Genomic DNA, 13,073 nt, shown 5'->3' with positions numbered 1-13,073 from the left:
TGCGGCCGTCCGTGTGGTGCCGTGCTCAGACCGCGACCTCTTCGCGGTCTTCCGTCTCTGCCTCGGCCCGCTCGGTCGCCTCGCGGTAGCGCTCGCTCAACTGGCGGTACTGCGGGGCGAGCAGTGCGACGCACGCGAGGACGGCGGTGAAGGCGCCGCCGCACAGGAGGAGCAGGGCGATGCCGCGGCCGTCGCCGGTGCCCAGGAGCCACTCCCACTGCGCCTGGCCGGCGTCCGTGCGCATGTAGGGGATGACCAGCAGCTCGGCGAGCGGCGCGATGAACAGCGCCGTGACCGGCGCGGCGGCCGCCTCGAACGTCATCGCGAACCCGAAGACGCGGCCCTGCCGCTCGAACGGCACGACCCGCTGGATGACGGTCTGCTCGGCAGCCTCGGCCGCGGGGATCAGCGCCATGAACAGCCAGACGCCCGCGATGTACAGCCACGCCCACTCGCGGAGCGTGGAGACCGCGCCGGCCGCGCCGAGGACGACGACCACGATCAGGATGGTGCGGAGCGGGTTCCTCCCGATGCCCTTCTTGGCGACCACCGCGCCGCCCGCGATGAACCCCGTGGAGGCCACGGCGAACCAGAAGCCCCAGCCCTCCACGCCGAACATGTCGATCCCGTACGGGTCCATGACCGCCATCGCGACCCCGCCGAACAGGTTGTTCAGCGAGCTGAACAGCACGAGCGCCAGCAGTCCGGGCACGGCCCGGACGGCGAGCCAGCCGCCGCGCACGTCGACCCACTTCTCCACCGGCCCCGACTGCTCGGCCCGCTCCTCGGGGATCGGCAGCGGGATCAGATGGACGAGGGTCAGCGCGAGCGCGGTGATGCCGATGACGAGGGTCCAGCCCATGCCCAGGAATCCGACCGACAGTCCACTAAAGACACTCGTGACGAGCATCGCGACGCCCTGGACGGTGCCGACCATCCCGTTCGCGTTCGCATGGCGCTCTTGGGGGACCAGCAGCGTGACCGTGGTCGACAGCGCGATGGCGCGCAGCTGCTCCACGACCGCGCCGGCGAGCATCACCACGGCGAAGATCCAGAACCACGGCGCGCCCAGGTCCTTGATGCGGTCCGCGCCCGCCGCGAAGAAGAACAGCGCGTCCACGACGAAGACCCCGAGCGCCGCGACGGTCGCCCACAGCATCACGGCCTTCTTGCGGAACCGGTCGACGAGCGTCCCGAAGAACATCCCGAACACCGCGAGGAACAGCATGTAGGACGCGCCGATCACGCCGGTGGCGATGACGTTGCGCGTCTCGACGTAGATCCAGAACGTCAGCGCGAACCACAGGAAGCTCGTCGTCACGTTGGCGACGGCGGTGTTCGCCAGCACGTGGAGGAACGTCCGGAACCCGTTGGGAGGCAGCGCCCTTCCGGGTGCGGGGGAGTGCGGCTCCATCGTCGCCTCGGTCATCGCCCGATCCTTTCGGCAGGTGCGGTTCCCGGTGAACCGCCTCTCCACGTATGACCGGACCCGCCCGCCGAATTCATCGGCGCCCGGCCCGCCCGGCCGCCCGCGCGCCGAATTCATCGGGCCCCGCCCGGTCCGCGCGCCGGGTCCGACCCGCCTCGCCTCCGGCCCTGCGGCCCGCCCCTGAGCCCGCCCGGCCCGCCCTGGGCCCGTGCGGCCCGGCCCAGATCCGCGAAACCGGCTCTTTCCCCACCGTACGCTGCCCGTTCGCCGCCGAAGTTCAGCCCGGTTCAGTGATATGTGATATGTGATATGTTACTGCGAACCGGCGCCGCAACGGGCCGGTGCGACGGTTCCGAGCACGCGCCCGCCCCCCGGGCCCCCGCGGAGCGGTCATCGGCGCGACAACCGAAAAGGAAATCCCCCATGCTGAAGAAGCTCACGCGAGCACCGGCGGCCCTCGTCGCCGCGGCGCTGCTCCTCACCGCCTGCAGCGGTCAGAACGACGGCGCCGGCGACGCGGCCGGCGACGACCCCGTGGCCGGCGGGACCATGCACATGCTCCAGAACGCCGACTTCTCGTACCTCGACCCGGCCCGAGGCTGGGACGGCGGCGTCAACGCCTTCTACCGCCTCGTCTACCGCGGCCTCACCATGCAGGCCTCCGGCGACGCCGAGGACCCGAACGCGATCGTCCCCGACATGGCCGAAAGCCTCGGCACGGCCTCCGAGGACGGCCTCACCTGGACCTACACCCTCAAAGACGGCCTGAAGTTCGACAACGGCGACCCCATCACCTCCGCCGAGCTCGAGTTCGGCATCTCCCGCGCGTGGGACCCCGAGATCGGCATCGGCTCCCCGTGGCTCAAGAACACCGTCGAGGCCCCCGCCGACTACGCCGGCCCGTACCAGTCCGGCGACCACCCCGGCATCGAGACGCCCGACGAGCACACTATCGTCTTCCACCTCGTCAAGCCGTTCCCCGAGTTCGACTCCGTGCTGGCCCAGCCGAACGCGGTGCCGTTCCCGATCGGGACCGGCGCGGGCGACGAGTTCATCAACGACATCATCGCCTCCGGCCCCTACACGCTGGACACCTACACCCCGGGCAGCCTCATCAAGCTCGTCCGCAACGAGCACTGGGACGCCGCCACCGACGACGTCCGCAAGGCCTACCCCGACGCGTGGGAGTTCGAGATCGGCCTCGACGGGGCCACGATCGACGAGCGCCTCATGGCCGGGCAGGGCGCCGACGTCAACGCGATCTCCGGGCGCATCCAGCCGGCCACCCTGGCCCGCATCCAGTCCCCGGACCTCGCCGACCGCGTCGAGACCGCCGACGCCTACTGCACCACCTACATGGGCATGAACACCACCAAGGCGCCGTTCGACCAGGTCGAGGTCCGCCAGGCGATGAACTACGCCATCGACCGCGCGTCCCTCCAGACCGCCTCCGGCGGCAACCAGCTCGCCGACCCCGCGACCACGATCACGCCTCCGGCGGTGAACGGTCACAAGGATTTCGACCTCTACCCGAGCGACGACGGCACCGGCGACCCGGACAAGGCCCTGGAGCTGCTGACCTCAGTCGGCCTCCAGGACGGCTTCTCGTTCACCCTGGACATCCGCTCGCAGCCGGCCATGCAGGCGCAGGCCGAGTCGATCCAGCAGGCGCTCGCGAAGATCAACGTCGAGGTCGTCCTCAACGTCATCGACACGTCCACGTACTACGAGACGATCGGCACGCCCTCGCAGCAGTCCGACGCGGCCATCACCGGCTGGTGCCCCGACTGGGCCTCCAGCGCCTCCACGATGGTCCCGCCGCTGGTCGACGGGCGACTCATCACCGACAAGGGCAACAACAACCTCGCGCAGCTGAACGACGAGGGCGTCAACGCCCGCATCGACGAGATCAAGGCGATGACCGACCTCGACGCCGCGAACGTGGCGTGGGGCGAGTTCGACGAGCAGGTCATGGGCCTCGCGCCGATGGCGCCGCTGCTGTGGGAGAAGGGCGTCTTCCTCCCCGGCGAGAACGTCGCGAACTACATCCCCAACACCAGCATGACCGACCTGACGATCATCGGTCTCAAGGACCCGTCCGCGGGCTGATACCGATGACCTTCACTCCGACAGCACTCGAAGCTGAAGGTGCGGCGGGCGGTGAGGCGACCGGCGACCCCGCGTCGACCTCGCCGCCCCGCTCAGGGCGACGCCTGACCCGCACCTTCCTCCGCGACCGCGTCGCGGTCGCCTGCAGCGCCTACATCCTCATCGTCATCCTCATGGCGCTGTTCGCGCCGCTCCTGGTCAAGCTCAGCGGGCACGGCCCGCTGGAGTTCGACCAGGCCGCGGTCGACCCCAACCTGGGCGGCATCCCACTCGGCTGGGGCGGCGGGATCAGCGCCGACCACTGGTTCGGCGTGGAGCCCGGCAACGGGCGCGACATCTTCGCGCGGATCGTCTACGGCGCCAGGGTGTCCATGACGATCGCGCTCCTGGCGACCGCGCTCACCAGCGTCCTCGGCGTCGTCTTCGGCCTCGTCGCGGGGTACTTCGGCGGCCGCGTCGACATGGTGGTCTCCCGCGTCATGGAGTTCCTGATGGCCTTCCCGGCCCTCATCTTCATGATCGCGGTCCTCTCGGCCCTCCCGGCCGAGAACCGGCAGGCGCTCCTGGTCGTGGTGATCTCGTTCTTCGGCTGGCCGTACCTGGCGCGGATCGTGCGCGGCCAGACGATGTCGCTCAAGCAGCGCGAGTTCGTCGAGTCCGCGAAGGCGTCGGGCGCCTCCAGCGCCCAGATCATCTTCAAGGAGATCCTCCCGAACCTCTCCTCCACCATCATCGTCATGACCACCCTCGCGGTGCCCGGCTACGTCGGCACCGAGGCGGGACTGTCCTTCTTGGGCGTCGGCGTCGTCCCGCCGACCCCGTCCTGGGGGCAGATGATCGCCTCCTCCGTGCCCTGGTACGCGGTCGACCCCGCCTACTTCCTGTTCCCGGGCGCGTTCCTGTTCCTGCTCGTGCTGTCGTTCACCGTCCTCGGCGACCGCATCAAGAAGATCGCCGAGTCCGGGGAGGGCCGCGCATGATCCGCTTCCTCGCGAACCGCCTGCTGGGCATGGTCGTCGTGCTGTTCCTGGTGTGCCTGTTCACCTACGTGATCTTCTTCGTGCTCTCGCCCGACCCGGCCGTTCAGATCTGCGGCAAGAACTGCACCCCCGAGGCGATCGACCAGATCCGCGCGAACCTCGGCCTCGACCAGCCGTTCTGGGCCCAGTTCTGGACGTTCCTCACCGGCCTGTTCACCGGCCGCACCTACGGCACCGGCGTCAACGCGATCGACTGCGCCGCACCGTGCCTCGGCTACTCGTTCCAGACCAGCCAGCCGGTCTTCGACATGATCCTCCAGCGCCTGCCCGTCTCGGCCACCGTCGCCGTCGGCGCCGCCGTGCTGTGGCTCCTCGCCGGTGTCTCCGCCGGACTCCTCAGCGCCGTCAAGGAGGGCAGGTTCGCCGACCGGTTCATCACCGGCCTCACCCTCACCGGCATGTCCGTCCCGAACTACGTGCTCGCCCTGACGCTCCAGTTCCTCCTGGTCGTCACCCTCGGCTGGCTCCCGTTCCCGCGGGCCGTGCCGTTCAGCGAGGACCCGGCGCAGTGGTTCCTCAACTTCCTCATGCCCTGGATCGTCCTCTCCATCGGCGCCGCGGCCGTCTACACCAGACTCACGCGCGCGAACGTCATCGAGACCCTCCAGGAGAACTACGTGCGCACCGCCCGCGCCAAGGGCCTCAGCCCCGGCCTCGTCTGGCGCCGGCACGCCCTGCGCCCGGCCCTCACCCCCATCGTCACGATCTTCGGCATGGACTTCGCCGGCCTCCTCGGCGGCGCCCTCATCACCGAGACCGTGTTCGGCCTCAACGGCATCGGCAAGCTCGCCGCCGACTCCATCACCAAGAACGACCAGCCCGTCATCATGGGCGTCACGCTCCTCGCGGCGTTCCTCGTCGTCGTCGGCAACATGGTCGTCGACCTGCTGTACACCGCCATCGACCCGCGAGTGCGAGTGGGGAGCGCGACATGACGACCTCCGAACAGGACCGGCCGCTGCTGCGCGTGCGCGACCTGACCGTCGGCTTCACCACGGCCGCAGGCGACGTGGACGTCGTCAAGCACCTCGGCTTCGACCTCGCCCGCGGCGGCGCCCTCGGCATCGTCGGCGAGTCCGGCTCCGGCAAGTCCATGACCAGCCTCGCCATCATGGACCTGCTCCCCAAGGGCGCCAGGCGGACCGGCTCCATCGAACTCGACGGCACCGAGCTCACCACCCTGCGCGAGCGCCAGATGCAGGCCGTCCGCGGCGACCGCATCGCCATGGTCTTCCAGGACCCGCTCTCCTCGCTCAACCCGTACTACACCGTCGGCACCCAGATCGCCGAGGCCTACCGGGCGCACCGCACCGGCGTCACCCGCCGCCAGGCCCGCAAGGTCGCGATCGAGGCCATGGAGCGCGTCCACATCCACGACGCCGCCCGCCGCGTCGACCACTACCCGCACCAGTTCTCCGGCGGCATGCGCCAGCGGGTCATGATCGCCATGACCCTGAGCATGGAACCCGACCTCATCATCGCCGACGAGCCCACCACCGCCCTCGACGTCACCGTCCAGGCCCAGATCCTCGACCTCCTCGCCGAGATCCGCCGCGACACCGGCGCCGGCCTCATCCTCATCACCCACGACCTCGCCGTCGTCAGCGAGGTCGCCGACCACATCGTCGTCATGCGCGACGGCGACCTCGTCGAGCAGGGCACCGCCGAGCGGATCTTCTGCGACCCGCAGGCCGACTACACCCGCATGCTCCTCGACGCCGTCCCGCGCATCGACGACGAGATCGGCCTGCTCCGCACCACGACCACCGAGGAGGACCGATGAGCGGCCCCCTGCTCCGCGCCACCGGCCTCGTCAAGGAGTTCGCGATCCGCGGCGACGGCCTCCTCGGCCGCACCGCGAAGTTCCGCGCCGTCGACGACGTCTCGCTCGAAGTCCGCGCCGGCGAGACCCTCGCCCTCGTCGGCGAGTCCGGCTCCGGCAAGTCCACCACCGCGCGCCTCGTCGCCCGCCTCATCGACACCACCAGCGGCACCATCGAGTTCGCCGGCCGCGACGTCCACTCCCTCACCGGCAAGGACCTCCACGCCTACCGCGGCGAGGTCCAGGTCGTCTTCCAGGACCCCTACTCCTCGCTCAACCCCAAGCACACCGTCGAGCGGATCGTCACCGCCCCGCTCGTCTACCAGAAGCGCCCGATCCCCGGCGGCGCCCGCGCCTTCACCAGGGAGCTCATGGAGCGCGTCGGCCTCGACCCCGACCACTCCGGGCGCTTCCCCGCCCAGTTCTCCGGCGGCCAGGCCCAGCGCATCGGCATCGCCCGCGCGCTCGCGGTCGCCCCGAAGCTCATCATCGCCGACGAGGCCGTCTCCGCCCTCGACGTCTCCGTGCAGGCCCAGGTGATCAACCTGCTGCGGCGGCTCCAGGACGAGGAGGGCTTCAGCTACCTGTTCATCGCCCACGACCTCGCCGTCGTCCGCCAGATCGCCCACCGCGTGGCGGTCATGAACGGCGGCCGCATCGTCGAGACCGGCGACCGCGACCAGGTCTTCGGCGACCCGCAGGACCCCTACACCCGCAGACTCCTCGCGGCCGTCCCGCGCATCCGGCCAGAATGGGACGCCGCGAGGCGGCGCAACGAGCGCGCCCGCACCCAACGACAGGAGGCCGGACGATGACCCAGGTGCAGTACTCCATGCCGGGCATGCACGTGCGCGAGCGGTACGTCGAGGTCCCGCTCGACTGGGACGACCCGACCCGCGGCCGCATCGAGGTGTTCGTGCGCGAACTCGTCGACCCCGACCGCCGCGACGCCGACCTCCCGCTCCTCACCTACCTCCAGGGCGGCCCCGGCGGCGCCAACCCGCGCCCCCTCAAGGCCGACGGCTGGATCGAGGAGGCCCTCCAGGACTACCGCGTCGTCCTCGTCGACCAGCGCGGCACCGGCCGCAGCACGCCCCTCGACGCGCAGATCCTCGCCGAGATCGGCGACGCCGACGCCGGCGCCGACCACCTCGCCCGCTTCCGCGCCGACTCCATCGTCCGCGACCTCGAGCACGTCCGCCAGACCGTCTACAACGGACGGAAATGGGCGACGCTCGCGCAGTCCTACGGCGGCTGGCTCACCCTCGCCTACCTCTCCCGCGCCCCCGAAGCCCTCAGCGCCGCATACGTGTGCGGCGGCATCCCCGGCAACCCCATGGACGCCGACGAGGTCTACCGCCGCACCTTCGACCGCGTAGCCGCCAAGACCGCCGAGTACTACCGGCGCTACCCCCACGACGCCGACCGCGTCGCCGCCGTCGCCGACCGGCTCGCCGCCGACCCCGTCCACCTCCCCGACGGCGACGTCCTCACCGTCCGCCGCTTCCAGACCCTCGGCATCGACTTCGGCATGAAACCCGGCTTCGAGCGCATGCACTGGCTCGTCGAACACGCCTTCATCCGCGACGGCCGCCTCTCCGAGGCCTTCCTCGCCGACGTCCTCGCCCGCACCTCCTCCGCCGCCAACCCCCTCTTCTGGACCCTCCAGGAGTCCATCTACGGCGACGGCCCCAACGGCCCCACCGCCTGGGCCGCCCAGCGCGAACGCGACCGCCGCCCCGAGTTCGGCGAGGACCGGCGCCCGCTCCCGTTCACCGGCGAGATGGCCTTCCCCTGGATGTTCGACGAGGTCCGCCTCCTGCGCGGCTTCAAACCCGCCGTCCACGCCCTCGCCGAACGCCGCGAATGGAGCCCCATCCTCGACGCCGACCGCCTGGCCGCCAACGAGGTCCCCCTCGCCGCCGTCGTCTACTTCGACGACATGTTCGTCGACTCGGGACTGCAACTGGCCACCCTCGACGGCATCGGCAACGCCCAGGCATGGGTGACCAACGAGTTCGAACACGACGGCATCGGATCGGGCAGGGTCCTCACCCGCCTGCGCGAACTGGTCCGCGACCGAGGAGGAGAACGGCGATGACCGACACCCGACCCCCGTACGCCGGCACCCGCTACCCGCGGCTCGCCGAGATCCCCGCGTTCACCGACTACATCGCCACCGGCTGGGCCGCCGGACCCGTCCCCGCGACCCCGGTCCCCGGCGCGCCCGAAGCCGCCGCCGCCCACCGCGACCGCCTCAGCGCCCGCCTCCCCGGCCGCGCGATCGTCGCCGCCGCCGGCACCGCCCGCGTGCGCAACGACGACAGCGACTACCTCTTCCGCGCCGACAGCGACTTCACCTGGCTCACCGGCTGCCAGGTCGAAGGCGCCGTCCTCGTCATGACCCCCCGCCCCGGCGGCCACGACGCCCGCCTTTTCATGCCCGCCCCGTTCCGCCCCGGCGACACCGGCTTCTTCGCGAACGCCGCCCACGGCGAACTCTGGGTCGGCGCCTCCCCGGGCCTTCCCGAATGGTCCGACGCCCTCCGGCTCCCCGTCGAACCCCTTCCCGACCTCGACGATCAGGACCTCACCGGCGCCCTCACCACCGAGACCACCGCCACCGCCCTCGTCGCCCAGCACGGCCTCGAACCCTCCCCGCTCCTCGAACGCCACCTCTCGCGACTGCGAATGATCAAGGACCCCTGGGAGATCCAGCAACTCCGCGACGCCGTCGACGCCACCGTCACCGGCTTCGCCGCCGTCGCCGCCGAGATCCCGCACGCGATCGACCACGGCCTCGGCGAGCGCTGGCTCCAAGGCACCTTCGACCGCCACGCCCGCACCCACGGCAACGGCACCGGCTACACCACCATCGTCGGCTCCGGCCCCCACGCGCCCACGCTCCACTGGGTCAGGTGCGACGGCCCCGTCCTCCCCGACGAGGTCCTCCTCCTCGACATGGGCGTCGAGGCCCGCAGCCTCTACACCGCCGACGTCACCCGCACCCTCCCCGCCTCCGGCGCCTTCAACGCCCACCAGCGCGAGGTCCACGACCTCGTCGAACGCGCCCACCGCGCCGGCCTCGCCCAGATCCGACCCGGCACCGAGTACCTCGACTTCCACTACGCCGCAATGGAGGTCATCGCCACCGGCCTGCACGACTGGGGCCTCCTCCCCGTCTCCGTCGACGAGGCCCTCTCCCCGGCCGGACAGCACCACCGCCGCTACCTCGCCTGCGGCATCGGCCACCACCTCGGCCTCGACGTCCACGACTGCGGCAAGGCCGAGTACGAGGACTACATGGGCGCCGACCTCGAACCCGGCGTCGTCATGACCGTCGAACCCGGCCTCTACTTCCACGCCAACGACCTCACCGTCCCGCCGGAGCTCCGCGGCATCGGCGTGCGGCTCGAAGACGACGTCCTCGTCACCGCCACCGGCTCCGAAGTCCTCTCGGCCGCCCTCCCCATCGACGCCGCCGGCATCGAGGCCTGGACGAAGGCGCAGCAGCGATGACCGCACCCCGCCTCCGCCCCTTCCCCCACGACGCCGTCCGCCTCGCCGACGCGAGCGTCTTCGCCCGCGCCCGCGACGAGCTCCTCCACCTCGCCCGCGTCTACCCGGTCGACCGCCTCCTCGCCGTCTTCCGCCGCAACGCCGGCCTCGACACCCGGGGCGCACTCGCACCGGGCAACTGGGAGGACTTCGGCCACCCCAACGAGGACGCCTGGGGCGAGCACGACTACCCCGGGCGCGAACACGCCCAGACCGCGAACCTCCTGCGCGGGCACTACGCCGGGCACTTCCTCTCGCTCCTCGCCCTCGCCTCCACAGGGGAGCCCGCGCTGCGCGCCAAAGTGGACGACTTCGTCGCCGGCCTCGGCGAGGTCCAGACCGCGCTGGCCGCGACCGGCCGCTACTCGCACCCGGGATTCCTCGCCGCGTACGGCGAGTGGCAGTTCTCGCGCTTGGAGCACTTCGCGCCCTACGGGGAGATCTGGGCGCCGTACTACACCTGCCACAAGATCATGGCCGGCCTGCTCGACGCGTACGAGCTGTGCGGCAATACTCAGGCGCTCGACATCGCGACAGCGATGGGCCACTGGGTCCACGCCCGCCTCTCCCGCCTCGATCCCGAACGCCGCCAGCGCATGTGGTCGCTGTACATCGCGGGCGAGTTCGGCGGGATGAACGAGACGATGGCGCGCCTGAGCGCGGCGGCCGGAGTGCCGCGGTTCCTGAAGACGGCGGCGTTCTTCGACCAGGACGCCCTGCTCGACGCCGGGGCCTCGGGCACGGACGTCCTCACCGACATGCACGCCAACCAGCACCTGCCCCAGCTCATCGGGTACGTCGACGAGTTCGAGCTGACCGGCGAGCGCCGCTACCTCGACGCCGCGATCGGCCTGTGGGCCCAGATCGTCCCCGGGCGCACGTACGCCCACGGCGGCACGGGCGAGAGCGAACTGTGGGGCCCGCCCGGCTCGGTCGCGGGCGACGTGGGGCACCGCAACGCCGAGACCTGCGCGAGCTACAACCTGCTCAAGCTCGCTCGGCGGCTGTTCGGGCACACCCTCGACCCGCAGTACATGACATATTACGAACGCACCCTCCTCAACCACATCCTCGGCTCCCGCCGCGCCACACGCTCGGACACCAGTCCCGAGGTGACCTACATGTTCCCGGTCCACCCGGGCGCGCTCCGCGAGTACGACAACGTCGGCACCTGCTGCGGCGGCACCGGGCTCGAGAATCACGTGAAGTACCAGGACACCGTGTTCTTCACGGGCGAGGGCGCGCTCTACGCCAACCTCGCCCTCGACGCCGAACTCCGCTGGTCGGAGGCCGGCCTCCTGGTCACCCAGGAATCCGGATTCCCCCTCGGCGAGACAATCACGCTCCGCTTCGAGGCCTTCCCCGCCGCAACCGCGGGCACCTCGACCGCCGGTGCCATGTCACACGGCACTGCATCTGATGAAGGTGCCGTGTCACATGGCACTGCGTCAAACGGCAGTGCCACATCACATGGCACCCCGCTGACCGACGCCGCCACGAGCGGAATCGCAGCGCCTTTGACGGCGCTCGCCCTCGACGGCGCCAGCTTCGGCGGGGCGGTCTCGGCCGTCGCCGCAACCGGCGGTCCTGCATCTGCCAGTGCCATGTCACACGGCACCGAGCGGACCGTGCACCTTCGCGTGCCCGCCTGGGTCGCCGGCCGACCCGGACTCCGCCTCAACGGCGAACCGCTCGACACCTCGGCCGTGCCGGGGGAGTACGCGGCGGTGACTCGCGTGTGGCGTCACGGCGACGAGCTCGTCCTCTCCACCCCCGTCTCGCTCCGGGCCGAGCCGACACCCGACGACCCACGTCAGTGCGCGCTGTTCCTCGGTCCGACGCTCCTGCTCGCGCAGTCGGCGGCGACCACCGCGCTCCCGTTCGGGCTCAACGGCCGCCGCGCCTTCGACGGCGGTCTCATCACCGGCCGCACCGGCACCGAGCTCCTCGCCGAACTCGCCCGCGAAGGCGCGATCGAACTCGACAACACCGGCTTCGGCGCCGCCGATCCCGAGCTCGCGAACACCGGAGGCGCCGGCACAGGGACCGCCGACCATGCAGACTCAAGCTCCGGCGGCACCGGCCCCGGGGACACCGGCACCGACCGCGACAGCGCGAGCGCCGTAGGCACCGCGACCCCGCGCTCCGGTACCTCCGCCGGACCCGAACGCATCGCGTTCGAGCCCTGCTGGTCCGGTGAGGACGGCAGGTACCACATGTACGTCCGGTCGGCCGACGCCGAGATCGCGTTCGGCGGCAAGGGGACCGGCGTGCCCAACCGCCAGCGCTCCGACGGCGGCACCTTCCTCGACGAGCTCTGGGCGCCCGGATCGTTCCCTGACCGCGCGGCCTTCCTCGACCGCGTCGCCGCGGTCGCGGGCCGGGTCCGCGCCGAGGGCCTCCTCGGCCGCGACGAGATCGACACCGTCCTCGCGGCAGCCGCCGCCTTCGACGGCGCCACCGGCAACCCGCGCCCCTTCGCGCCCGGCGACATTCCGGCCGTCACCGACCCGGGCCGCGTGCCGCCGACCGTCGCGATCGAGATCCTCGACGACCCGGCCCCTTCCGGCTGGTTCACCACCGCGCCCCGGATCCGCCTGCGCGGCTTCGACATCGACCGCCCCGGTGCCGACGCCGGGCTCCGGCTCGAACTCCGCGTCTCCGGCGGCGACTGGACCCCCTATGCCGAACCGATCGCGATCACCGGGGAGGGCGTGCACCGCATCGAGGCCCGCGTGACCGACCCCGACGGCCTCACCGGCACGACCAGCCGCGAGATCAGCGTCGACACGACCCCGCCGGTCTCCCGCGCCACCGTGAAGGACCTCGGCGCGAGCGTCGAGATCACCCTGTACGCCGACGACGGCGTCTCGGGCGTCGAGCGCATCCAGTGGGAGGGCCCGGGCACGTTCTGGGGCACGTTCCAGGAAGCGTTCGTGCGCGCGCTCGACGACGAGCCGCAGGTGATCGAGTACGCCGCGACCGACCGCGCCGGCAACGAGGAGCCCCGGCGGCGCCTCGTGATCCCCGGGCAGCGTGATCGGCCGTGACCTCGGGAAACGGGCGCCGAGCGGTCGGCATCGGGTACGCTGCACGCCGACGTGGTACACGCGTT

At 71.3% G+C, this 13,073-nt stretch carries 9 protein-coding genes; 8 read left to right on the top strand and 1 reads right to left on the bottom strand.

Going from position 1 to position 13,073, the window contains the following annotated elements; all coding sequences use genetic code 11:
• Positions 1 to 25: 25 nt before the first annotated feature.
• On the bottom strand, positions 26 to 1,429 hold the full coding sequence (locus ABD419_RS14600) for an MFS transporter (RefSeq protein WP_344487598.1): 1,404 nt from the start codon (positions 1,427 to 1,429) through the stop codon (positions 26 to 28).
• A gap of 423 nt (positions 1,430 to 1,852) precedes the next feature.
• Between ABD419_RS14600 and ABD419_RS14595 the strand changes: the two genes are divergently transcribed.
• The 8 genes from ABD419_RS14595 to ABD419_RS14560 are packed head-to-tail and all read left to right on the top strand — an operon-like array spanning position 1,853 to position 13,008.
• Positions 1,853 to 3,538: an ABC transporter substrate-binding protein gene (locus ABD419_RS14595; protein WP_344487596.1), complete on the top strand. Its 1,686-nt coding sequence runs from the start codon at positions 1,853 to 1,855 to the stop codon at positions 3,536 to 3,538.
• A gap of 5 nt (positions 3,539 to 3,543) precedes the next feature.
• Complete coding sequence (locus ABD419_RS14590) at positions 3,544 to 4,518, top strand: ABC transporter permease (RefSeq protein ID WP_344487595.1); 975 nt, start codon at positions 3,544 to 3,546, stop codon at positions 4,516 to 4,518.
• Positions 4,515 to 5,513, top strand: a complete 999-nt coding sequence (locus tag ABD419_RS14585; RefSeq protein WP_344487594.1) for an ABC transporter permease — start codon at positions 4,515 to 4,517, stop codon at positions 5,511 to 5,513. The genes ABD419_RS14590 and ABD419_RS14585 overlap by 4 nt, the downstream gene beginning before the upstream one ends.
• Entirely contained in the window at positions 5,510 to 6,361 is an 852-nt protein-coding gene (locus ABD419_RS14580; protein WP_344487592.1) for an ABC transporter ATP-binding protein, read from the top strand. Before ABD419_RS14585 ends, ABD419_RS14580 begins: the two co-directional genes overlap by 4 nt.
• Positions 6,358 to 7,215: an ATP-binding cassette domain-containing protein gene (locus tag ABD419_RS14575; RefSeq protein ID WP_344487590.1), complete on the top strand. Its 858-nt coding sequence runs from the start codon at positions 6,358 to 6,360 to the stop codon at positions 7,213 to 7,215. The genes ABD419_RS14580 and ABD419_RS14575 overlap by 4 nt, the downstream gene beginning before the upstream one ends.
• On the top strand, positions 7,212 to 8,501 hold the full coding sequence (locus ABD419_RS14570) for an alpha/beta fold hydrolase (RefSeq protein WP_344487588.1): 1,290 nt from the start codon (positions 7,212 to 7,214) through the stop codon (positions 8,499 to 8,501). The genes ABD419_RS14575 and ABD419_RS14570 overlap by 4 nt, the downstream gene beginning before the upstream one ends.
• A complete protein-coding gene (locus ABD419_RS14565; RefSeq protein ID WP_344487586.1) occupies positions 8,498 to 9,919 on the top strand; it encodes an aminopeptidase P family protein in 1,422 nt (473 codons plus the stop codon). Before ABD419_RS14570 ends, ABD419_RS14565 begins: the two co-directional genes overlap by 4 nt.
• Positions 9,916 to 13,008, top strand: coding sequence for a beta-L-arabinofuranosidase domain-containing protein (locus ABD419_RS14560; RefSeq protein WP_344487585.1), 3,093 nt, complete (start codon positions 9,916 to 9,918; stop codon positions 13,006 to 13,008). Before ABD419_RS14565 ends, ABD419_RS14560 begins: the two co-directional genes overlap by 4 nt.
• The last annotated feature ends 65 nt before the right edge of the window (positions 13,009 to 13,073 follow it).

This window comes from Glycomyces endophyticus (genome assembly GCF_039531525.1).
GTDB classification, from domain to species: domain Bacteria; phylum Actinomycetota; class Actinomycetes; order Mycobacteriales; family Micromonosporaceae; genus Glycomyces; species Glycomyces endophyticus.
Note: the sequence above shows the minus strand (reverse complement) of the source record. Positions and strands in the feature narration are given on the sequence as shown.